The sequence below is a fragment of the Paraburkholderia sp. BL17N1 genome (assembly GCF_003634175.1).
Taxonomy (GTDB): Bacteria; Pseudomonadota; Gammaproteobacteria; order Burkholderiales; family Burkholderiaceae; genus Paraburkholderia.
Genome location: NZ_RBIW01000001.1, coordinates 4,033,069 through 4,054,158 on the forward strand (window position 1 = coordinate 4,033,069; position 21,090 = coordinate 4,054,158).

The window sequence follows — 21,090 nt, forward strand, 5'->3', positions numbered from 1 at the left end:
CACACAAAGAGATGAAGCCACAGCTTCAGGAGACGACCATGACCCAGCCCACTCAAACCACGCTTGCGCCCGGCGGCGAATCGGCGGCGCCGAACGCAGCGGAGCCTGCGCCTGCTTTCGCGCAGGCGCAGGCCCACGCGCCGCACCACGCGCCCAATACCGACGGCATCTGGTACGCGTCCTATCCGGCGGATGTGCCGCGTGAAATCGACGTGTCGAAATACGAGTCGGTCGTACAGTTCTTCGACGAATGCATCGCGCAGTTCCGCGAGCGTGTCGCGTATGTGAGCGTGGGCGCGAGCATGACCTACGGTGAACTCGGCCGCAAGGCCACCGCGTTCGCCGCGTATCTGCAGAGTATCGGTGTGAAGCCGGGCGAACGCGTCGCGATCATGTTGCCGAATACGTTCCAGTATCCGGTCTCGCTGTTCGGCGTGCTGAAGGCCGGCGGCGTGGTGGTCAACGTGAATCCGCTCTATACGGTGCGCGAACTCGCGCATCAGTTGAAGGACAGCGGCGCGCAAACCATCATCGTGTTCGAGAACTTCGCGAAGACGGTCGAAGACGCGCTGCCCGGCACCAAAGTGCAGAACGTGATCGTGACGGGACTCGGCGATCTGCTCGCCGACGGTTTGAATCTGAAGGGACGTCTGCTCAATTTCATGCTGCGGCACGTGAAGAAGATGGTGCCCGCGTACAACCTGCCCAAAGCGGTGCCGCTGCTCGACGCGCTTTCTACCGGCTACTCGCGGCCATTGACGCCCGTGCGCCCCACCCACGAAGACATCGCGTTCCTGCAGTACACAGGCGGCACGACCGGCGTCGCCAAGGGCGCGATGCTCACGCACAGGAACATCATTGCGAATCTGCTGCAGGCCAAGGCATGGTCCGAAGGCCAACTGACCGGCGAGGTCGAAACAGTGCTCACGCCGCTGCCGCTGTACCACATCTATTCGTTGACGGTGAACGCGCTGATCTTCATGGGATTGGGCGGGCGCAACATTCTGATCGCCAATCCGCGCGACATGAAGCGCGTGATGATGATCATCCGTCACGAGAAATTCACCGGCATGACCGCCGTGAACACGCTCTATAACGCGTTCCTCGACAACGAGGAATTCTGCAAGCGTGACTTCTCCGATCTCAAGCTGGCGATGGCGGGCGGCATGGCCACGCAGAAGTCGGTGGCCGAGCGCTTCAAGGCGGTGACCGGCAAGCCGATCATCGAAGGCTATGGGCTCACGGAATGCTCGCCGATCGTGTCGATGAATCCGGTCGACCTCTCCAATATGCGTGACTTCGAAGGCTCGATCGGTTTGCCCGCGCCATCCACGCAGGTCCGTTTCAGGAAGGACGACGGCCATTGGGCGAACATCGGCGAGGCGGGCGAACTGTGCGTGAAGGGACCGCAGGTGATGAAAGGCTACTGGAATCGTCCGGAAGAAACCGCCAAGGTGATCGACGACGACGGCTGGCTCGCCACCGGCGACATCGGCGTCATGGATTCGCGCGGCTTTATCCGGCTGATCGACCGCAAGAAGGACATGATTCTGGTGTCGGGCTTCAACGTCTATCCGAATGAGGTGGAAGACGTGATCGCGGCGCTTCCGGACGTGCGCGAAGTCGCCGCAATCGGCGTGCCCGACGCCGCGCAGGGCGAACGGGTGAAGGTATTCATCGTCAAGCGCAATCCCTCCCTGACGGCGGAACAGGTGATCGCCCACTGCCGCAAGAACCTGACCGGCTACAAGGTGCCGAAGCTTGTCGAGTTCCGCGACGAGCTGCCGCAAACCAATGTCGGCAAGATTCTGCGCCGCGCCCTGCGCGACGAGGAACTCGCGAAGCAAAAGCCTGCCTGACAGGGACGGCGCCTCGCGTCACCTTTCGGAGAGATTCATGAAGCACCGCCTGTCCGCACGATCACGCCGCACGCCCGTCTTCATGCGCCTCGCCGGTTTGTCGCTGTCGTCGCTGTCGTCGCTGTCGTCGCTTTCGTCGCTTTCGTCGCTTTCGTCGCTTTCGTCGCTTTCGTCGCTTTCGTCGCTTTCGTCGCCGCGGACAGCTGGTTTGCGTGCGGACTTATTCGCACGGTTGCGTGCGTCGTTGCAAAGCGTGCGGTCGCGCAAGCTCCTGATCGCGGCGCTCGTAACGGGAGTGGCCGCACTTGCCACGCCGGTGGCGTTCGCGCAAAACGACGACACACCGCCCGCGCTCGACAGCGCCAGTGCCGTCAAGGCGCCGTCCACCCCCTCCTCGCAGGTCGGCAAGCTCACGCTGGATCAACAGGTCAAGTGGCTGCGCGCCGCGCAACAAAGCGGCGCGATGGAAAAGCTCAGTGACGCGCAACTGGTCGCGCTGTTCCAGTCGCTCGACCCACTCGCGTTGCCGCGCTATATCAAGGAAGGGCCGAACGGCTACCCGTCGTACGAGTTCACCATGGCGCGTTCGGAACGCATTCACGGCCAATGGCCCGACAAGCCCGATCACATGCTGGTGCGCGTCGCGCACGACCCGTTGCGCATCTACGCGAAGTGGCTGCCCGACGGCGCGCACGCCGGCCAGGAAATCATCTACGACGAATCCAAACGGACCGATGAAATGTACGGGCATCTGGGCGGCATCATGAACGTGATGCCGGTGTGGACCTCGCTGACCGGCGCCCTCGCCCGCGCGCAATCGAACCATCAGGTGCGCGATCTCGGCACGGAATACATCGCGAACCAGTACCTCAGCGAAGGCAAGAAATACATCGAGGCCGGTTTGCCGCGTTCGACCCAGGTGGAAGTCAAAACGGTCGACGGCGTGCGCGTGGTGGCCTTCACCTTCGAAACGCCGACTGGCCAGCCGCAGTTCTACGCGAAGAAAGAAACGCTCGGCCTCGACCTGCGGCATCCATATTTCCGCACCGTCGAGTCTTATGACAACGACGGCAAGATGTTCGAGAAGATCTTGTTCGAAACCATCACGCCGAAAACATTCGACGACTCGACCTTCGATCCGAAGAACAAGGCGTACAGCTTCTAGCTCTCGTGCAATACGCGCGGCGCGAAGGCGAAGGCAAATGCGACGTGACCATGCTGCCTGTCCGAGCCGGCGTTTTGCTCGTGACTGTGTTCGTGTTCGATCACCTGTCCCGCGCTTTTAGCGAGTTGGTTCAGCACGAAGTAATCGGAAGCGCGCGTGAGGCCAATTAGCGAAGCCGACAGGAACGTGGGCGTAGGTGTGGGTGTACGTGTCGGCGTTGCGCAAAGCAGCGGTGCGAGTGTCGTGTACCAGAGCGCGCCGATATCGTCGCCGGTTTCGAAAACCGGCAACTGCCGGCGTGTTGCATAGCCGGCGAACGCGGCGCCGTACGCCAGCGTGGAGTCGACCACCGCCACCGTATTGCTACGCGCCGCCGCATGCGCGAGCCACGGCCACGCGCTGCCTGCCGCGGTCGAGAGGCAAGCGCCGGTCATCATGAAAGTGCGCCGGTCCATGCATTGCTCCTGTCGTCATGCCCCGTTTGCGGCCGCGCCCTCAGGTATAGCCGCGCCGATCGCGCCACGCCGCCGGCCAGATGCCCTGCTTGCCGGGCGCGAGAATGCCGTTCGGATCGAGCGCGTCCTTGATCGTTTCCGAGAACCGCAGCAACGCGCCGTCGTTGAAGCTGTACTGGGCCGCGGCAAAATCCATATACGCGAGATGCGCGCGGTATTCGCCGTAGCCCGCCGCGCGCGCGTCGCTCATCAGCGAGCGCAAGAGCGCGCCGGCCTGCTCGACCTGGTTCGCGTCGTCGCGGTCGAAGATCGCCGCGAAAATGTGATGCAGATGGCGCACGCCCGCCGTAAAACCGCCGTAGTAATCGAAGCCGTATTCCGCGGCGCGCGCCTTGACCATCGTGTATTGACGCAACGCGTCGCGCCCGGTCGCGGGACACACCGGCGCGAAGTCCACATGCGCGCCCGCGCCACCGCGCCAGTCGAGCATGCGAAACGCGCTCATCGCCGGAATGCCGGCGAGGTTGCGATCGCCGCCGGCCGTGGGCTGCGCATCGCCCGCGTAGCGCGCCGCCAGAAAGCGCGCCTGCGGTATGCGCGCAAACGCGCGCTGCACGATCGCATGGCGCGCGTCGATCGATTCAGGCGTACCGTAAAGCGCGTAATGCAGATTCCAGCGGCCCACATTCAGCTTATCGAGCATCGCGTCCACCGCGCTCCCGGGCATCGCGCCCGGTCCGTCGTACCACTGCGCGCGTGCCGACACGCCCGCCGCGCGGCGCAAACCGCCTTCGATCACCGCGTGATTGCGGATCGTTTCATCGAGCCGCAGCGGCCGCAAGATCTCCACGATCGCTTCGAGATCCGCTTCATGCTGAAACTGGATTTCGCCGAGCAGATAAGCGGGCGGCGCGGGCATCAGCCAGACGCCCAGCTTGGTGACGATGCCGTAATTCGACTGCATGAACATCGCGTCGAACGACGGCCCGTAGCCCGGCTGGTACAACTGCCACGCGGTGCCGATTTCGATGCCGCCCATGCCCGTGCGCAATACATCGCCGTTGGCGAGCACCACTTCCATGCCGCACTGCGACGCCGCGTGATCGCCGTACGCGGTATAGCCAAAGCCGCGTTCGAGCGTATTGCCGACCACGCTGCCCCAACCGGCCGCGGGCGGATCGACCCACAGCTTGTAGCCCTTGTCGCGCAGATGCGCGTACAGATCGAAATAGCTGACGCCCGGCTCGACGAGCGCGTACGCCATGGCCTCGTTCACTTCGATGATGCGGTTCATCCTGTGCAGATCGAGCACGACCGAACCGGCGAGACGCGGCGCGGCGCCGCCATACGCGAAGTTGCGTCCGGTCGAAACGGTCCACAGCGGAATCCGAAACTGATTGGCAATGCGCAGCACCACGCGGATTTCATCGACGGAGCCGGGCAAGACGGCGGCACTTGCCGAAAACGCTTCGCGCTCGCCGGGCGCGAACGGATCGAGATACGCGGCGAGGCCGTCCGTCGAGGTCACCACCTGCGGCTCGCCGACAATCGAACGCCAACCGGCGAGCGCGCGGTCGAACTGCGCGGCGGACACCTTTGGCGGCAAGTTGCGAATCAAAGCGTCTCCCTGGCCGCCACGCGAATCCGCGGCGGTGAGTCAGCGGCACGAGTCATTGGCACGAGTCAGCGGCGCATTCCTCCGCCGCCGTGCGACATGCCGCCCCATGGGTGCATGGGCGCCGCACCGTGCCAACCGCCGCGTCCGCCCGCGCCGAACGATCCGTGCACGCCATGCACATAGCGCACATGATCCATATGATGGAAATGATGAAAGCGGTCGACGAACACGAACGACACGCCGACCCCGAACACCACCGACGGCCCCCAATACCATGGATCGTAGTAGTAGACCGGGCCATCCGCCAAGGCCTGCGCGGCGGCATCGTCCTCGACGATCTGCCATGTGCCGTCCGGTTGCAGGCATGCGCGGCCGGTGATCTGCTGCATGACGCCGTCGATTTCCGCCTGCCCCGCCACGAACCGGCACACGGACGCATCCGCTTGCGCCTCGACCGGCGCCGCGCACGCGGCGCACAGGCATACACAGGCTACGCCGCAATACAGCCCGCTGCCGAATTGATGAAATGTGAGCATGATTTTGCTGCCTTTATGCTGTCCGACGCGCACCGGCGTTGCGACCGCAAGAAACGTGTCGGCACTGTGAAGACGCCGTCGTTGCCTCGCTGAAGACCTTGCCATGTACCTGTGTACGCACGCGGGAACGGCACGATCCAGCAACAAGTAAACGCGGCGCCGCGCGACGCTATTCCGTGCGCGCGGCGCAAGCGCACGCCGTTTCTGTTACCGGGTATTGCACGGCCCCTGCCGACCGACACGACAGTCGCGCGGAGCGGACTCGCACACGCCCTACTGCCACGACTCCGGTTTGCCGCCGAGCGCGCTGCACACGTCGATGGCGATCGTGCGCAGCTTGCCTTCCGCGATCGGCCCGGAGAGCGCGTAGCCCATGCCGTCGCTGACCCAGTAGAAGGTGCGGCGGTTGCCGTCGCGAAACAGGCGGAACGCGGTTTCGTCGCGAGAGATGCCGGTGACGTAGAGCGTGAGCCGCGCGCCGCTGGTGTTCTCGTACATGAACTGCGCCGCCGGACCCGCTTCGCCCGGCAACAGCCGGCCGCCCACCAGCGAGTAGCCGTATTCCTGCAAGGACGGCACCGAGAGCGGCCGGTTCAGCCGTTTGGAGAGCCAGTTGATCAGATGCTCTTCTTCGTTCGCGGCGACTTCCACCGGATGCCGCCGCTCCGGCGTGTACACCGCATAAGCGATGTCCGCGCGCTCGGCGAAGCTCGGCGGGCTGCCGCCGAGACCGCCCCACGCGCCGCCGGTCAGACGCGGCGCGAGCGGCCCGAGGGCGAGCGCGAGCCCGGCGCCGGCCGCGAGCCAGCAGGCCGCGACGCCCGCGCGTTGCCACCAGGCGGTCCTGCGCCGCAACACGATGAAGGCCGGTTCATCGGCCGCCTCGCGTTCATGACGCTCGTTGCGCTCATCGCGCTCGCTGCGCTGCGGCGCGCCGCACAGCACACGCAGCGCGGCTTTCTGCGCGCGCCACGCAGCCACGCGCGCGGCGGCCTGCGGATGCTGCGCCAGCTGGGCCTCGATCGCGGCACGCTCCGCGCCTGGCAATTCACCGTCGACATACGCCGACAGCGCTCGCAGATCGAGCCCTTCGGGCAAGCTGGAATCGTAGTCGTCGCTGTTCATCACGGGTTTCTCACTACTTTCAACGGTGGACTTTTACGCGCCGGCCCCTGCGCCGGTCCCTCCGTCAGCAACGCGCGCATGTGTTCGCGCGCGCGGGAGAGCCGCGACATTACCGTGCCGATCGGCACGCCGAGCGCGCGCGACGCTTCCTGGTAAGACAGCTCCTCCACGCAGACCAGCAACAGCACTTCGCGCTGTTCGACGGGCAGACAGTACAACGCGCGCTGCAGATCGCGCAGCACAAGGCCGTCGACCTCGCCTTGCGGCGCTTCGAGATTGCGCCAGGGCGCGCTCTCTTCGTCGACGGCAATCTCGCGGCGGCCGCGCAATTGATCGATGTAGAGATGCCGCAGGATCGTCAGGAGCCATGCGCGCAAATTGCTGTCCGGCCGGAACGCCGCCCAACGGGCGAGCGCGCGCTCCGCCGTATCCTGTACGAGGTCGTCGGCCCATGCGCGGTCGCCCGTCAGTGCGCGCGCGTAGCGGCGCAGCTGCGGGAGCCACGAAATCACTTCGGCTTCGAAATTCACCCGGCGAGCGGCGCTCAGTAGCCGCCGCTGCCGCCGCCGCTCGAACTCGAGGCGCCGCTATCGGTCGCGGACGTGCACGCGCTCGTCGCGAGGGTTCCCCCCGCCAGTGCCAGCAGAACGAAAACAGCGGAAAGGATGCGCGATACTTTCATGGTGAGTCTCCTGTCGGCCAGAGCTGGCGCTTTCGCGCCTGACTCGGCTCTCATGCGAGAAGCTTGCGGATGAGCGCCCGAACATCCGGTGCGGCCGGCACAAGCCGATCGGCGACGCGCACGATGCAGCGTCGCCATGCCTGATATAACGCGGTCGGGCGGCGCTTTATTCCATTCGATACACCGCGCGCGCCATCTTTTTTCGCCATCTTTTTCCGCCATCCGCGCCGCGCAGGGCCGCGTGTGGCGGAAGAACGCGGCATTCGTCCGCAGATTCGTAACTCAACGTTACAGTCAATAGTTATCAGATGCTTATGCGCCCACAAGCCGTTATAGTGGACGCAGTTCGCCCGCCGACGCGTTCCGCCCCCACACAGGGTAGAATCGCGGCGAACAACCGTCTTTCTAACCTGAATTGTCCATGGCTTCCGCAGAATCGCATCCGCAAAACGACTTCATGAACGCTGCGCGCAAAGAACGAAAGCGCGTCGAGATTTACCTTGTCAACGGCATCCGCCTGACCGGGTGCATCGAGTCGTTCGATCAGTATCTGGTGATGCTGCGCACGCCTGTCGGCCTGCAAGGCATCTACAAGCGCGCGATCTCGACGATCCAGCTCGACACCGGCACGCGTCCGGCTCCGCGGGCGGGGCGTCCCGCGCACGGCGAGCACACCACGCGTGGCCCGCACGGCTCGCGTGAACCGCGCGATCATCGTGAGCCGCGCGAACCGCGTGAACCGCGCGAGTCGTATGGTGCGCCGTCTTCGGACCGGCCTGCGTCGGATCGAAGCAGCGGCACGTCGGACGGCCCCGTGGTCGTTACGCGCCGCCGGCGTCTGTTCGGCACGGGCGGCGACGGTGGCAACCACGGTGGCGGTAACCACGGTGGCGGCAATCATGGCGGTAATGGCGGCAGCGAGTAAGCCGCCGCGGCGGCGCTCGGCTACTCCGGCGAATGGCCGAGCCGCTGCAATATCTTCTCCAGACGCATCACCTGCAGGTCTGTCAGTTCAAATCCGCATTTGACCGCCAGCACGCGGCGGCGCCAATACACGGCGTCCAGCCAGCGCTGCGCCGGTTGCTTCGTTGCCCAATCCAGGTGTTCCAGCTCAGCTTCCACGACGTGCGACGCGTTGAGGCGCTGCGACGCGCACGCGGTTTTTTTCCGGTTCATGTTATTCGCTGCCTTGTTGTTCACGGGTTCTGGCTGCGCCCCTCCCGAGCGCGATATCGCCGGTTCGCGGCATGCGTCGCGGTCTACCGGCCCACGCAGCCGGTGCCTGCTTTTCTTTTGCGCGCCGCACTGTGTCGACACACGGAAAACGAGCTGATGCGCAATGGTTTTTAAGTTTCGGCTGATAAACCCGCACCGGTTCGCGCATCGTTCGGCTCGCGGGTTTGCACCGGGCACTTACGGCGCACGGTCCTGGACCGTTCGGCCGATGTTCGCCGAGGCCTGCTTTGCGCTATGCTGACTTGCTGACTCTCTTCTCACGGAGCACGTCATGACCAGCAAGAAGCAACACGAATCCCCTCCCGTGGCAACGCAAGCGCCCGCCGAATCCGACGACAACCGTCTTGACGAGGCGCTCGAGGAAAGCTTCCCCGCCAGCGATCCGATCGCCGTCGACGTGGGAGACCCGCATCACGCGTCGGATAAGGAGGGGGCTTCGGAGGGAAAGAAGCGGCATTAGAGCTGGCCCCGTTATCGGCTGGCGGAGCACAGGGAAAACGAAGCAGCAGCCAAAGCGTGGCCGCCGCTATCGCCATCGCGCAGGCGGTGCATTAAGCGCTGCCGCTAGTGCGCGTGCAAAATAATTGGGAAGAAGCCCGGCGAGCCACTCGCGCGCCGCGCGTGAAGTAAACGTGGGTGGCTATTACTACTGCAGGAATTGGAAAATCCGGCGAGTGCGTGAACCGGCAACGGCGTTCGCGTGGGCCTCGCGAACTACGCGCATTGCACGAAGGTCGTTGAACAACGAGCCATCGTTGCGGTGAAGCCGAGCGAAACGGTCGACACCGCGCCGCCCTGCCCACCGGATGCCCTTTAGACCGTCACGCTCAGCGTGAGGGCAACCCGCTTTCCAACTGGCGTTGCAGATCGCGCACCTGGCGCTGCGCGGCGCGCAGCTGATCCTGCGCGGAAGCCTTCTGCTGAGCCAGCGACGTCGCTTCGGCGCGAGTTTGCTGCTGCTGGGTCGCCACGATGCTCTGCTGCTGACGCGCGACATCGAGGTCCGCCTGCAAGCGGTTCGCATTGTCCTGCTGCAACGCGATCATCCGTTCCGTGAACGCTTTTTGCGCTTCGAGTTGCGTGCGGCGAATCTCGACGTCCGACAGTTGCACCGTTTGACGCACGAAATCCTTGTAGATCATGTCCGCACGTGTCGCGTCCTGCGTCTTGATGACACGCCAGAAATTTTTCTGCTGGAACAGCGCCACGTAGTACGTCATTTCCTTGCCGTAAAACAGCAAGCTCGCGCCGTAACTGCCGTTATACGTGGTGCGCAATTCGCTTAGATCCGACCCGTGGATCATCTGCTGCAATTCCGCCACGTTGCCTGCTGCGGACTGCTTCGCTTCGTCCGACGTGAGTGCGGAAGTCTGCGCCTGTCCCGCCGGCGAGGTAGCCGGCAACGCGGCTGTCGTGCCTGGCTGGGAAACGACACCGCCGATGGCGCCGGTGCCCGCGCCGCTGTTCTGCAGAGCTTGCGCATTGACGCCTTGCGCCGTGCCCATCGCGATCAATGCGGCAAGCGCAATCTGTCGCAGTTTCGACTTTCGGTCCATGTAATTTATGCTCGAACAGTTTTTTGTTTTAGTACAACCATCCCATTATTACTCACTTTCCCGCGTTTCGGGCTCCTCGTCGAAAATTTGATACTTGCGCATTTTCTCCCATAACACCTTGCGGCTAATGCCGAGATAGAGCGCCGTATCCTGGCGGCGCCAACCGTTTGCGTCGAGCGCGGCGAGCACGCGATTCCGCTCGGCCATGTCCCATTTGCTGCGGTCCACCAGCACCTCGGCGACGCTCTCCGCCGGCACCGGCTGAGTGGTGCGCGCGAGCGCGAGAAGCCGTTGCAGGCGCGCCGCATCCCACGCGCCGATTTGCCGCACGGTCACGCCGATGCGTTCGGCCAGATTGCGCAGCTCACGCACATTGCCCGGGAAATACGTGTCGGCGACAGCGTCGGCGAGCCAGTACGGCAGATCGGGCAACGCGGCGAGACGCTCCGCGCCGACGATCTGCGCGATGAACGCCTTGAAGATCGCAATCTTGTCGACGGCGCCCCGCTCCTCCAGCGACGGAATCTTCAATTCGATCACGGCGAGCCGGTAGTAAAGGTCGGCGCGAAACGTGCCGTCCTTCACCAGTTGCGGCAGCAGTTTGTTGGTCGCCGCCACCAGCCGGAAATCGAGCTTGACCGGCGTCGCCGAACCGATGCGCGTGACCGCGCTGTCTTCCAGCACGCGCAACAGCTTGACCTGCTGATAGAGCGGCAGATCGCCGATTTCGTCGAGGAACAGCGTACCGCCGTCCGCCTGCTCGAAGTAGCCTTTGTGCGCAACCACCGCGCCGGTGAACGAGCCTTTCGAGTGACCGAAGAACAGCGATTCGAACAGGCCGTCGGGAATCGCGCCGCAGTTCACCGCGACGAACGGACCTTGTCCGTAGCGGCTATGTTTTTCGTGCAGCAGTTGCGCGATGCGCTCCTTGCCGACGCCGGTTTCGCCGTGCACCAGCACACTTGTGTCGCAATCGGCGAAGGTGTCGACTTCGTGCAACAACGCCTGCATGCACTCCGAGTTCGCGATCATCGCATCGGACTCGTGCGTCTTGGCGCTGTGCGCGCGCATTTGCAGCACGAGCTTCATGACCATGCCGCGCAGTTCGGCGCAGGTGAAGTCGAGCGGTAGAATATGCGAGTACTCGGACGGATAGGCGGCCGGATCGTGCTCGCGCGGCGCGGCGCCGACCCAGACCACCGGAATGCCGTGCGCGGCCTGCCAGTCGCGCAGGATCAGCGCGCCGCTGTCGATCACCGACACGCTGATGATCGCAAGCGACGGCCGCAGCGCGGTCCGCTCGGGCGAGATCGCGACGTCGTCCGCACGGATCACTTCGACATCGAAGCTCGCCATGCAGCGCGCGACCCGGTCGACGATGTCGGCCTTGCCCTCCCAGACGTAGATATCGAGTTCCTCGATTTTGGTGGTGGTTCTCATCTTGGATTGGCTAGTTGACCAGTTGCGAAACGCCGCACGTCAGCGACATGTTGTGGACCGTGGCGGTGCCGACCTGAACGCCGAGCAGTGACAGTGTGGGGATGATCAGGACATTCAGCAGGTCGAACACCGGCTGCAGCAACCCCGACAGAGCGGTGCCGACTGCGCTAAGAATCGGCTGCAGAAGCGCGCCCAGGTCGGTGGAACCCAGTAGCTTGATGGACAGCGCTCCGGGCGCGCCCAGGTTCGCCAGCAGTCCAGTCGTCAACGTGGACAGGTCGCTGCCGACGGCATTCGAGTTCGTGCTTTGGGTGACGTCGAAGCTACCCGACGAACCGTCAAAAACCAGTGACGCCTGTCCGGGCATAGCTTGCCCCTTGATGCCGGCTAATTGCACTTCCGCGACCTGTCCCAGAAGCGCCAGGGAAATAGATGCCACCTTCATGGGAGCCGGATTCGCGGCCAGGCTGCAGTTCGAGTCCGCTCCGAGACAAAGCAAAGCGATACCCGGCGTAACCTGCATCGTGGCGCGGGTCGCTGCTTTGGAGCTTTCACAGTCGACCGCGCTCAACGTCGCAGTGGCCGGTGCGATCGCGAGAGTCAATACGATGGGCGTACTGAGCGCCGAGATCGTCGCAATGCCGAGGTTCAGCGGCTGCGGCAGCAATGGCGGCAGTGTCACATTGAGCAGGATCGACGCTGCTCGTGCGCCGGTGCGCGGCTGGCCACTGGCGTCCGTGCCGCCCTCTCCCACTGCGAGCACCGGCGGATTGACGACCTGTAGCGACAGGGCCGCCACACCGGGTAACGCTGCCGCGACGTTGATCGCCGGAGGCTGCGTGGTGGTGCCGTCCGGATTGACATGCGGGCTCTGCGCGATCTGCGCGGCCACCAGCAATGCATCAAGGGCATTGATGCTAGCGCTCGCCGCGGACTCCGGATTGGCCAGTCCAAGAGCAAGCAGCCCCGGCGCGGACGAAACGCCGTTGCCCAACGCGATGTTCTGGCCGCCGGGAACGGCGAGCGCCAGCGTATTCAAAATGCCGGCGCTGACTGTGTTGCCGCCCGCAGTCAAGGCGGTGGCCATCGCGACCATCAGGTCATGAACGCTCACCGAGGTGCCGAGCAACTGCTTCATCGTCGCCGCACCCAGCGCCACACGCAGATCGTCGAGTTTGATGTGCGCGCTCGCGAGGCTCTGCACATCGCCCACGCTCAGCGACACGTTCGCATTCAGCAAGCCGCCGAGAATCGCATCCAACAGCGCCGACTGCTGCGTATTGATCGACGCAATGCCGGTGCCCAGCGAGAACGCGTCGATGTTGGAAGCGAACGCGGTGGCCGTCGCCGAGACATTACGGCTTGGTCCGAGGAAGAAATACGGCACGACCTGGGTCGTCGTCACCTGCACGGCATTCAGCGGATCGCCGCTAGTGCCGAAATAGGTGCTCTTGCTGGTATCCCAGCGGCCGCAGGTCGTGTTGATCGTCGTGGTGGTGCCGGCCGTGAAACCGTTGGCCGCCGCGTTCTGCTGCGCGGCCGTGGTGGCCGTCGCGCAGCCGCCCGTGGAGCCGATCATCTGGACCGCCGCCAGCGCCGCCAGATCGGCCGTGCGCTGCAACTGCCGGCGCGCGAAAAACACGTTGCCGACGTCGAGCGCGCCGAGCGCCGCGATCGCCACGCTCAGCCAGATCACCGCGACCACCGCGACCGAGCCATGCTGACGGCGCGCGCCCGCGCGCCGCATCCACAGAGGATGCGCGTGGCGCGCGGCACGGGTCATGGCGCAAGGCAATTGGCGCATGTCAGTTCGATCCGCCGCTGCTTCCGCCGAGACCGCTGTTGACAGCCATCGCACCATTGCCGCCGCTGCCCGCGTTCAGCGCGGAGCCGTACAGATCGGGAATCTTGCTCTTGAACGATTCCATGTAGCGGCGGTAGGCCAGCCCGGCTTCGGCGCCGAGCATCGGGAGCGCCGGCGCGGCTTCCTTGTTGCTGCTTTGCAGATCGCGCCATGCGCGGGTCGCGTGACCCACTTCGCTTGCTTGCACTGCCGGCGGCGCGCTCTGATCGGCCGGGGTCATTTCGCTCGTCTGCGCCATGGCCGAGACGGACGCGCCCAGCAGCGCACCGGCCGCCGCAGCTGTTGCCAACCACCGGCACGGCATCGACGCGCTCCAGCCCCGCTTCGTTGTTGTGTTTCTCATTGCTGCTCCCTGATTCCCTGATTCCCTGATGCATCACCACGAGGTCGCCGCGCGCTCATTGCGCGAAGCGCTGCAACAGACGCGGCGCGGGCTCGATGCCCTGCGCGCTCGCGACCGTGCGCGCGCCCGCGCCGAGCGCGCCCGCGCCGAGCGCGCCCGCGTCTTGTTGCGGCAGCGCGCCGCGTGTTTGTGCGCGCGCCGCCGCGGCCACCTTCGCCGCATCGCTGCGGATCGCGGCGCGCACGTCTGGTGCGAGCTTCTGCTGGTTCATGACCGCCAGCGCCTGCGCCTGGTTGCCATTGGCAAGCAGATAAAGCGCGACGTTGCTGACGATCTTCGGATTGGTCTGGTCGAGTTCCGCCGCCTTCATAAGCGGGACGCGCGCGCCGTCCACATCGCCGTCGCGCAATCGGGCATAGCCGAGGTCCGAGAGCGTCGTGGCATCGGTCGGCGCGAGCTGGGCGGCCTGCTGCAATTCCTGCGCGGCGCGCCCGAAGTCGCCGGCCGCGCCCGCGATCAGGCCGAGGCCGCGGTAGCCGCGCGTGGCGAGCGGCGTCTTCAGAAGTTGTCCGTATGCATTCGCGGCGGCGGCCGGCTGATCGGTCATGCGCAGCGCGTCGGCGCGCAGCAGAATCGAGTCGGGGCTTGCGCCGTACTGCTTGTCGTACGCGTCGATATGCGCGAGCGACGCGAAGTACAGCCCTTGCGATTGCATCTGATCGATCAGGCCGAGGTACATGCCCGGCGTGTCCGGCGCGGGATCCTTGCTGGCCTGCTGCGCCATCACGGCGCGTTCGGCCTGCGGCCCGACGCCATAGCCCATGACGTCTTTGGACGCGCACGCGCCGAGCAGTGACAACGCGGCCAGCGCCGCCACGCAGCGCGTGCCCGGTTTGACGGAATCGAATGAGAGACTGTGAGTCATGGCAAATCCTTAGTGCTTCACCTTGCCCAGCGAATGCTGGACAGCCAGCACGCCGGGACCAGCCGTGACGATCATCAGCGCGGGCAGCAGCGTGACGATCATCACGCCCGTCATCTTCACGGCGAGCCGGCCGATGCGTTCGCGCAGCATCGCGCGGCGCGCCTCGCGCAGGCGGTCGCCGAACTGCTTGAGCGGTTCCTGCACGGCGCCGCCGTGCCGGTCGACCTGCACCAGCAAACGCACCACGGCGCGCAGATCTTCGTTGTCGTAACTCGACGCGAGCCGGTTCAGCGACTGCTCACGCGTGCGGCCGGCAGCGAACTGACGCTGCGCGATTTCGAGTTCGCCGGCGAGCACCGGCAGCATGCCGCGAAAATCGTTGACCACCACCTGCAAGCTCTGATCTAGCGACAGACCCACGCCTTGCAGAAGACGCAGCAAGTCGACCAGCAAAGGCAATTCGTCGACCACCGCGCGACGGCGCTTGCCGGCACGCCGCTGCAACACGAACTTCGGCAACATGAAGCCCGCCATCACGGCGATGATCACCAGCGCCACATAACGGGACCCGTCCAGATGGGCGCTCGCCAGCGTGCCGGCGAGCACCGGCAGCACCAGAGCGCCGAGCAGCCGCGCTAGCAGAAACAGGCCGCGCGTGCGCGTATCCACGAAGCCGCATTGCTCCAGCAGCCGGCGGTCTTCTTCAGCGACGACCTGGCGGCCGAAAGGCGTGTCGAGCCAGCGAATCCCGGTATGCACGAAGCGTTCGAGCAGGCCCTTGGAACCCGCCGGCGGCGCGCTGCGCACGGCAGCGTTTGCGCCACCCTTCGCGCCACCCTGCACGCCCTCTGCCCCACGCGCCGCGGCGGCCGCGAGCGCCGCGCTTTGCAACGCGCGCTCGTCGAGTGCGTTGCGCAACGTGCATTCGCTGCGCCGTGCTGCCGCCACTCGCGCCAGCACCAGGCCGGCGATCAGCAGCAAAGCGAGCGCGGCCAGAGCCAGTGCAAGCGCGGCGAGTTGTTGGGTCTGCATCGTCAATTCCTCAGATTCGCGAGGCGGTACAGCAGATACGCCCCGACCACCTGCAGCACGAACGCCAGATAGACGAGCTGTCGCCCCATCGGGTCGAACCACATCGAAGCGAAATACTTAGGATTGGAGAGAATCAGAAAACCGCCGATGCCGATCGGCAACATGGCCAGCACCCACGACGACAGCCGCGTTTCCGACGACATCGCAACCAGCTCGCGCTCGGCGTGCTCGAGATCGCGCATGAACGAGGCCATCCGCTCGAGCATCACGTCGGCGCGGCCGCCGTATTTGACCGACAGACGCAGCACGGCGCCGACCAGTTCGAGCTCGCGCACGCCGTAGATCATGGCCACCTGCGAGAGCGCGCGATCGATTTCGACGCCGGTGCGCAGCATCCGCGACACGTAGTCGAGGCATTCGCGCAGCGGCGCCTCGGTGGTTTGCAGCGCGGCCTGGAAGGCGGCCGGCACACTGTTGCCGAGCGTAATCAGCCGCACGATGCCGTCGAGAAAGAGGGGCAACTGCCGCACGATCTGCTGGCGGCGTTTGTTCACTCGCATCGTCAGCAGAAAATAGAAGAACATCACGCAGGCGAGCAACGCGACGCAGGCCGCGAGCGCGCCGCCCATCATGGCGGCCCAGCCGCACAGCAGCACCACGATCGTGCCGGCGATCGCGGCGGGCCCTTTCGCATTGACAATACCGGCGCGCGCCATCGCGTGCTGCACCATAAAGCGCACGCGTGCCTGGCAGTAGCGCCAGCGCGCGAGCCAGCCCGCATCGGCCGGCGGTGCCTGCGGCGCGATCACGGCGTGCTGCGCCACGACGCGCGCGGGGGCGCTGCGCGTAGTGCTTGCCGCGCCGCCGCCCATGCCGCCCATGCCGCCCACGGCCGCGCCGGCCGGCATCGCCATGCGGCTGTCGATATAACGTTCCGCGCTCGCCTGGCCTTTGCGTTGCGCGCCGCGCTGCCAGAGCAGCAAGGCAAGCGCCGCGCACAGTAGCGCGAGCGCCGCGAAGACCAGAACCGCGCTAGACATTGAAGCCTCCGCCGAACCCACCGCCGCCACCAAAGCCGCCACTGCCGCCGCCACCGAAACCGCCGCCGCCCGATCCGCCGAAGCCCGCATTGCCGAACGCGTGACTTGCCTCGCCGCCGCCCAGCGCCTGACGGAAACGCGCCAGCTTCGGCGAGTGCGGGTGAATGCCGAGCGACACCCAGTTGTCGAGTTCGTCGCCTTCGGCCGTCAGGATCGGCTCATAGCGATACAGCTCCTGAGTCGCGATGATGTTGTCGGACAGCCCCGTCACTTCCGTGATCGAAAGAATCCGCCGACGTCCGTTGGAAAGCCGCCCGATCTGCACGATGAAGTCGATCGCGTTGGCGATCTGGCGGCGCAGACTCGACTCGGTACCCTGGAAGCCCGCGAAACCGGCCAGCATTTCAAGCCGGTACAGACATTCGCGCGGCGAGCTGGCGTGCACGGTACCCATCGAGCCGTCGTGGCCGGTGTTCATCGCCTGCAGCATTTCGAGCACTTCGCCGCCGCGCACTTCACCGACGATGATGCGGTCCGGCCGCATCCGCAACGTATTGCGCAGCAGGTCGCGAATCGTCACGATGCCCGAGCCGTCGAAACCGCCCGGCCGGCTTTCGAGCCGCACCACATGCGGATGGTTGAGCGACAGTTCGGCGGTGTCCTCAATCGTCACGACGCGTTCCGGCTCGGGAATGTGAAAGGCCAGCGCGTTGAGCAGCGAGGTCTTGCCCGAACTCGTGCCGCCCGACACCAGCACGTTGCAGCGCGCCGCCACCGCCGCTTCGAGCAGCGCGCCGATTTCCGGGCTATAGGTGCCGTTGCCGAGCAGATCGTCGGGCCGCATCGGGTCCTTGCGGAACTTGCGGATCGAGACGATCGGCCCGTCGATCGAGAGCGGTTCGATCACCACGTTCACGCGGCCGCCGTTCGGCAAACGCGCATCGACCATGGGATTCGATTCGTCCAGACGCCGGCCGATCGGCGCGAGAATGCGCCGCACGATCCGCAGCAGATGCGCGTTGTCCGCGAAGCGCACCTGGATGCGCGTGAGAATGCCGTGGCGCGACACGTACACGTCGTTGTAGCCGTTGATCAGAATGTCTTCGACGGCCGGATCGGCGAGCAGATCCTCGATCGGACCGAAGCCCGCGAGCTCCTTGGTCAACGCCTCGGCAATCAGGCGCACCTCGCTTTCGTTGATCGGTATCCGGCGCAGCCTGACGAAACTGTCCATCTCCAGATCGACGAACTGGTTGATCGCGTTACGCGACCAGCGGCCGAACTCGGAACCGAGTTCTTCGATACGCGTGAGCAGATGTTCGTGCGCCGCGTTCTTGATGTCCTGGAACTGCTGGCTATGCGCGAACGAAGCCGCGTCGTCGGCAAATTCGATCTCTTTTGCCATCGTCTATGACCGCTTTTGAGTAGTTGGAATGAAGCGCCTGAGCGCGCCGAGTGCCGATTTGCCACGTGCCTGCGCCGCCGCGCGCTCGCCGCCGCCGAGCCGCTCGATCAACGGCTCGAGCGCGCGCACATACGGATCGCGCGCGGCGGCATCGACCAGCAGATGTCCCTGATTGACCGCCTGCCCGAGCGCGATGCGCCGCTCCGGCAAGGTGGTAAGCAGCGCAATATCCAGACGCTGCGCGATCTGCGCGGCGGCAAGGCCGAGATCGGCGTCGAACTTGTTGACGATCAGACGCACGCTCGCGGTATCCACGCCCTCTTCGCGCAACGCGTCGAGCACGCCGACGGCCGACACGATCGAGGCCACGCCCTGGTCGCACAGCAGCCAGGTTTCATCGGCGGCCTGCACGACATGGGCGATGAACTCGCTATTGGTGAAGCCGCCGAGGTCGACGATCTGCTGGTCGAAGAACGCGCGCAGACGGTTCAGCAAACCGATCGACGACGAATACGAGACCTCGCGCATATCGGCGAGATTCGGCGGCAACGTGGTGAGCGCGAGGCCGCTCGTGTGATGCGACAGCGCTGTATGGACGAAGGTCTGATCGAAGCGGCGCAGATTGCGCACGGCTTCGACAAAGTTGAATTCGCTGCGCGTGTTCAGCAGCAGCGAGCCGTCGGCGGCCGGCAGGCCGAGATCGAGCAAGGCGGCTTGCCGGCCCTGCGCGATGTCGCGCCGCTGCAGCAGCACCGCGAGATTCGCGGCCAGCGTGCTCACGCCCATGCCGATGCGTGCGCCCAGCAGCGCGGTGACATGGCCATGGCGGCTGACCGGCTCGACGAGATTGTCGAGCACCTGGCGCGTGATGCGCAACGCGTCTCCGGCCGGCGCCGACAGATCGATGAAATCGCGCACGCCGGCGCGCAACGCCGCCAACGCGCTTTCGGGTTCGGCGAGCGAGCCCAGTGCGACGATCTGCATGCCCGGATAAGCGGTGCGCACCGCGCTCGCGGCAGCACTCGCCGCCGCGGCGCGGCCGCTGGAAAAATCGACGAATACCAGCGACGGATTGAGCGTCGCGATGCGCTGCATCAGCATCGACGGATCGAGCGTGGCCGCTTCGACCACGCCGGCGCCTGCCAGCGTATCGGCGAGCCAATGCACGTGTTCGTCGGCCAGCGACGCAAACACGAAATAATCGGTGACCGCCCTTTCAGTCAATGAATGCGTTCTCGCGTTCATGTTGCACGTCCTTATGCCGCATAGGCGGCAAAGCCCCCACGCCGTACTGCTTGCCGGTGGGTGCACGCAGTTCGCGCGCGCGCCGGCTCACACCTGTAGTCAGCCAACGCGCCGCGACGGCGCCTGCCGGCTTCACCTGGAAAATCCCGGCGACGAATCGCGCGCCACCACGCCGCCGATCAGCGAACGCCACACCGGCCCGTTGCGCTGCTCGGACTGCTCGCCCGGCGTCGACGGCAAGGTCGCGCCCCTGGCGAGCGGCGAGACCAGATGCGGCGTCACGATGATCACCAGTTCCTTCTCGTTCTGCTGATAGTTCAGCTGCTTGAAGAACGTGCCGATCACCGGCAAATCGCCGAGCAACGGCACCTTCGAGACATTCGACGCCGTCTCGCGATCGATCAGCCCGCCGATCACGAAGCTCTCGCCATCGCCGAGTTCGACGGTGGTATCGGCACGCCGCGTGGTGAACGCGGGCACCGACACGCCGCTGATCGTCACGGCGTTGGCGAAGTCCAACTGGCTCGCCTCCGGCGCGACTTTGAGCGCGATGCGCTGCGGGCTCAGCACGGTCGGCGTGAGCGTAAGCCCTACCCCATAAGGTTTGAATTCGATCGACGTCGATCCGAGCGCCTGCGGCACCGGAATCGGCACCTCGCCGCCGGCGAGGAAGCTCGCGCTCTGGCCGGACAAGGCCACGAGCGTCGGCTCGGCCAGCACCCGCGCGAGGTTGTTGCTTTCCAGCAGGCTCAGATTGGCGAACAGGCCGTGCGTGGCGGAGTTGAAGATCAGGTTGAACGCCGACGAGATCGGCGTCACAGCCGTCATACTCGGCGCCTGTCCCGCCGTCGCCGAGACCGAGCTCAATGCCGACGGCGCGAACGAGCCGAACGTGAAGCCGTTGTTCTGCTTGAAGAAGTTGAAGCCCACTTCCTTGAGCACCGAACGGCTGAACTCGACGACCCGCACATCCACCTGCACGACCGCGCGGCTTGCGACCGTCGACGTATCGAATACCGCACCGTCCTTGCCGAGCGAGCCCTCCGCCGCGACCACGGCGCGCTGGTGCGCCTCCATCGTCGCCGACGTGCCGGACACGATCGCCGTGCCGCCGAGCACCTTGACGGCCGGCGTATCGGCGCCGAGCAGCGACGCAGCCGCCGGCGTGGTCACGTTGACGGTGTATTGCAGCGGCGCGTCACGATCGCGCGCCCACAGCATCAGGTTGGTGGTGCCCGCGGCCTTGCCGACCAGCAGCACGCCGCCGCGCTTGTCGCCCTTGATGATCAGCACGTCGGCCACCGACGGATCGCCGATCGCAATCCGCTGCAACGTGTGGCCGACTGCGAGTTGCCGCTGCGCGCCCACCGTCAGGTCGATGCTTTGCGCCGGCGCGGCGAACGCAGCCTGAGCCGGCTGCCCCGCTGGCGCCGCTTGGCCCCGCTGCGCCGGACCGGCTGCATCGGTCGCCGCCGATACGGCCAGCAAAGCCAGGCCGAGGCACGCCGCCTTCCTGAAAACAAAAATCCGTTCTGTCATGTAGTTATTGGACGCGACTGGCCGT

21 protein-coding genes are annotated in these 21,090 nt (G+C 65.4%); 4 read left to right on the forward strand and 17 right to left on the reverse strand.

Annotated features, from left to right (window positions below; genetic code table 11):
- The first annotated feature begins 38 nt into the window (after positions 1-38).
- Positions 39-1,859: an AMP-binding protein gene (locus tag B0G82_RS18190; RefSeq protein ID WP_121308319.1), complete on the forward strand. Its 1,821-nt coding sequence runs from the start codon at positions 39-41 to the stop codon at positions 1,857-1,859.
- Between the two features lie 37 nt (positions 1,860-1,896).
- Positions 1,897-3,024, forward strand: a complete 1,128-nt coding sequence (locus B0G82_RS18195) for a DUF1571 domain-containing protein (protein WP_241974616.1) — start codon at positions 1,897-1,899, stop codon at positions 3,022-3,024.
- Here B0G82_RS18195 and B0G82_RS18200 read toward each other — a convergent pair.
- The 6 genes from B0G82_RS18200 to B0G82_RS40100 all read right to left on the reverse strand — a co-directional run bounded on the left by B0G82_RS18200 (position 3,021) and on the right by B0G82_RS40100 (position 7,440).
- Positions 3,021-3,479, reverse strand: coding sequence for a hypothetical protein (locus B0G82_RS18200; protein WP_121308321.1), 459 nt, complete (start codon positions 3,477-3,479; stop codon positions 3,021-3,023). The genes B0G82_RS18195 and B0G82_RS18200 overlap by 4 nt on opposite strands.
- Before the next feature lie 40 nt (positions 3,480-3,519).
- Complete coding sequence (locus B0G82_RS18205; RefSeq protein ID WP_121308323.1) at positions 3,520-5,097, reverse strand: FAD-binding oxidoreductase; 1,578 nt, start codon at positions 5,095-5,097, stop codon at positions 3,520-3,522.
- A gap of 65 nt (positions 5,098-5,162) precedes the next feature.
- Entirely contained in the window at positions 5,163-5,633 is a 471-nt protein-coding gene (locus B0G82_RS18210; RefSeq protein WP_121308756.1) for a hypothetical protein, read from the reverse strand.
- A 273-nt stretch (positions 5,634-5,906) separates the two neighbouring features.
- Entirely contained in the window at positions 5,907-6,758 is an 852-nt protein-coding gene (locus B0G82_RS18215) for an anti-sigma factor (RefSeq protein WP_121308325.1), read from the reverse strand.
- Entirely contained in the window at positions 6,758-7,288 is a 531-nt protein-coding gene (locus B0G82_RS18220; RefSeq protein WP_106284599.1) for a sigma-70 family RNA polymerase sigma factor, read from the reverse strand. The genes B0G82_RS18215 and B0G82_RS18220 overlap by 1 nt, the downstream gene beginning before the upstream one ends.
- A 14-nt stretch (positions 7,289-7,302) precedes the next feature.
- The gene (locus B0G82_RS40100) at positions 7,303-7,440 is read right to left on the reverse strand and encodes a hypothetical protein (RefSeq protein ID WP_166679092.1); all 138 of its coding nucleotides are present in this window, start codon (positions 7,438-7,440) and stop codon (positions 7,303-7,305) included.
- Positions 7,441-7,861: 421 nt separating this feature from the next.
- On the opposite strand from B0G82_RS40100, the gene hfq reads away from it, so the two are divergent.
- Positions 7,862-8,365, forward strand: a complete 504-nt coding sequence (gene hfq / locus B0G82_RS18225) for an RNA chaperone Hfq (protein ID WP_106284597.1) — start codon at positions 7,862-7,864, stop codon at positions 8,363-8,365.
- A gap of 20 nt (positions 8,366-8,385) precedes the next feature.
- Here the strand turns inward: hfq and B0G82_RS18230 are convergent, their stop codons facing one another.
- Positions 8,386-8,616 carry a hypothetical protein gene (locus B0G82_RS18230; RefSeq protein ID WP_106284596.1) on the reverse strand — a complete coding sequence of 77 codons (231 nt, stop codon included), beginning with the start codon at positions 8,614-8,616 and terminating at the stop codon, positions 8,386-8,388.
- A gap of 331 nt (positions 8,617-8,947) precedes the next feature.
- Between B0G82_RS18230 and B0G82_RS18235 the strand changes: the two genes are divergently transcribed.
- Positions 8,948-9,136, forward strand: a complete 189-nt coding sequence (locus tag B0G82_RS18235; RefSeq protein WP_121308327.1) for a hypothetical protein — start codon at positions 8,948-8,950, stop codon at positions 9,134-9,136.
- 367 nt (positions 9,137-9,503) lie between these two features.
- On the opposite strand, the gene B0G82_RS18240 is transcribed toward B0G82_RS18235, so the two are convergent.
- The 10 genes from B0G82_RS18240 to B0G82_RS18285 form a co-directional block, all read right to left on the reverse strand.
- Positions 9,504-10,232: a DUF2968 domain-containing protein gene (locus B0G82_RS18240; protein WP_121308329.1), complete on the reverse strand. Its 729-nt coding sequence runs from the start codon at positions 10,230-10,232 to the stop codon at positions 9,504-9,506.
- Between the two features lie 48 nt (positions 10,233-10,280).
- Complete coding sequence (locus B0G82_RS18245; protein WP_116142156.1) at positions 10,281-11,672, reverse strand: sigma-54 dependent transcriptional regulator; 1,392 nt, start codon at positions 11,670-11,672, stop codon at positions 10,281-10,283.
- Between the two features lie 10 nt (positions 11,673-11,682).
- Entirely contained in the window at positions 11,683-13,476 is a 1,794-nt protein-coding gene (locus B0G82_RS18250; protein WP_121308330.1) for a TadG family pilus assembly protein, read from the reverse strand.
- A gap of 1 nt (position 13,477) precedes the next feature.
- The gene (locus B0G82_RS18255; RefSeq protein ID WP_116116700.1) at positions 13,478-13,879 is read right to left on the reverse strand and encodes a DUF3613 domain-containing protein; all 402 of its coding nucleotides are present in this window, start codon (positions 13,877-13,879) and stop codon (positions 13,478-13,480) included.
- 55 nt (positions 13,880-13,934) lie between these two features.
- Positions 13,935-14,804, reverse strand: a complete 870-nt coding sequence (locus tag B0G82_RS18260) for a pilus assembly protein (RefSeq protein WP_121308332.1) — start codon at positions 14,802-14,804, stop codon at positions 13,935-13,937.
- 9 nt (positions 14,805-14,813) lie between these two features.
- The gene (locus B0G82_RS18265) at positions 14,814-15,836 is read right to left on the reverse strand and encodes a type II secretion system F family protein (RefSeq protein WP_121308334.1); all 1,023 of its coding nucleotides are present in this window, start codon (positions 15,834-15,836) and stop codon (positions 14,814-14,816) included.
- A 2-nt stretch (positions 15,837-15,838) separates the two neighbouring features.
- The gene (locus B0G82_RS18270; RefSeq protein ID WP_121308336.1) at positions 15,839-16,876 is read right to left on the reverse strand and encodes a type II secretion system F family protein; all 1,038 of its coding nucleotides are present in this window, start codon (positions 16,874-16,876) and stop codon (positions 15,839-15,841) included.
- Positions 16,869-18,281 carry a CpaF family protein gene (locus B0G82_RS18275; RefSeq protein ID WP_116142165.1) on the reverse strand — a complete coding sequence of 471 codons (1,413 nt, stop codon included), beginning with the start codon at positions 18,279-18,281 and terminating at the stop codon, positions 16,869-16,871. Before B0G82_RS18275 ends, B0G82_RS18270 begins: the two co-directional genes overlap by 8 nt.
- A gap of 3 nt (positions 18,282-18,284) precedes the next feature.
- A complete protein-coding gene (locus B0G82_RS18280; RefSeq protein WP_121308337.1) occupies positions 18,285-19,526 on the reverse strand; it encodes a fimbrial protein in 1,242 nt (413 codons plus the stop codon).
- 132 nt (positions 19,527-19,658) lie between these two features.
- Positions 19,659-21,065, reverse strand: a complete 1,407-nt coding sequence (locus B0G82_RS18285; protein ID WP_121308339.1) for a type II and III secretion system protein family protein — start codon at positions 21,063-21,065, stop codon at positions 19,659-19,661.
- Between the last annotated feature and the right edge of the window lie 25 nt (positions 21,066-21,090).

Excerpts from the sequence above, each read along its gene's own strand:
- B0G82_RS18190 (WP_121308319.1), top strand. The coding sequence starts at position 39 with ATGACCCAGCCCACTCAAACCACGCTTGCGCCCGGCGGCGAATCGGCG.
- B0G82_RS18195 (WP_241974616.1), top strand. The coding sequence starts at position 1,897 with ATGAAGCACCGCCTGTCCGCACGATCACGCCGCACGCCCGTCTTCATG.
- B0G82_RS18200 (WP_121308321.1), bottom strand. The coding sequence starts at position 3,479 with ATGGACCGGCGCACTTTCATGATGACCGGCGCTTGCCTCTCGACCGCG.
- B0G82_RS18210 (WP_121308756.1), bottom strand. The coding sequence starts at position 5,633 with ATGCTCACATTTCATCAATTCGGCAGCGGGCTGTATTGCGGCGTAGCC.
- B0G82_RS18215 (WP_121308325.1), bottom strand. The coding sequence starts at position 6,758 with ATGAACAGCGACGACTACGATTCCAGCTTGCCCGAAGGGCTCGATCTG.
- B0G82_RS40100 (WP_166679092.1), bottom strand. The coding sequence starts at position 7,440 with ATGAAAGTATCGCGCATCCTTTCCGCTGTTTTCGTTCTGCTGGCACTG.
- hfq (WP_106284597.1), top strand. The coding sequence starts at position 7,862 with ATGGCTTCCGCAGAATCGCATCCGCAAAACGACTTCATGAACGCTGCG.
- B0G82_RS18230 (WP_106284596.1), bottom strand. The coding sequence starts at position 8,616 with ATGAACCGGAAAAAAACCGCGTGCGCGTCGCAGCGCCTCAACGCGTCG.
- B0G82_RS18235 (WP_121308327.1), top strand. The coding sequence starts at position 8,948 with ATGACCAGCAAGAAGCAACACGAATCCCCTCCCGTGGCAACGCAAGCG.
- B0G82_RS18240 (WP_121308329.1), bottom strand. The coding sequence starts at position 10,232 with ATGGACCGAAAGTCGAAACTGCGACAGATTGCGCTTGCCGCATTGATC.
- B0G82_RS18245 (WP_116142156.1), bottom strand. The coding sequence starts at position 11,672 with ATGAGAACCACCACCAAAATCGAGGAACTCGATATCTACGTCTGGGAG.
- B0G82_RS18250 (WP_121308330.1), bottom strand. The coding sequence starts at position 13,476 with ATGCGCCAATTGCCTTGCGCCATGACCCGTGCCGCGCGCCACGCGCAT.
- B0G82_RS18255 (WP_116116700.1), bottom strand. The coding sequence starts at position 13,879 with ATGAGAAACACAACAACGAAGCGGGGCTGGAGCGCGTCGATGCCGTGC.
- B0G82_RS18260 (WP_121308332.1), bottom strand. The coding sequence starts at position 14,804 with ATGACTCACAGTCTCTCATTCGATTCCGTCAAACCGGGCACGCGCTGC.
- B0G82_RS18265 (WP_121308334.1), bottom strand. The coding sequence starts at position 15,836 with ATGCAGACCCAACAACTCGCCGCGCTTGCACTGGCTCTGGCCGCGCTC.
- B0G82_RS18270 (WP_121308336.1), bottom strand. The coding sequence starts at position 16,876 with ATGTCTAGCGCGGTTCTGGTCTTCGCGGCGCTCGCGCTACTGTGCGCG.
- B0G82_RS18275 (WP_116142165.1), bottom strand. The coding sequence starts at position 18,281 with ATGGCAAAAGAGATCGAATTTGCCGACGACGCGGCTTCGTTCGCGCAT.
- B0G82_RS18280 (WP_121308337.1), bottom strand. The coding sequence starts at position 19,526 with ATGAACGCGAGAACGCATTCATTGACTGAAAGGGCGGTCACCGATTAT.
- B0G82_RS18285 (WP_121308339.1), bottom strand. The coding sequence starts at position 21,065 with ATGACAGAACGGATTTTTGTTTTCAGGAAGGCGGCGTGCCTCGGCCTG.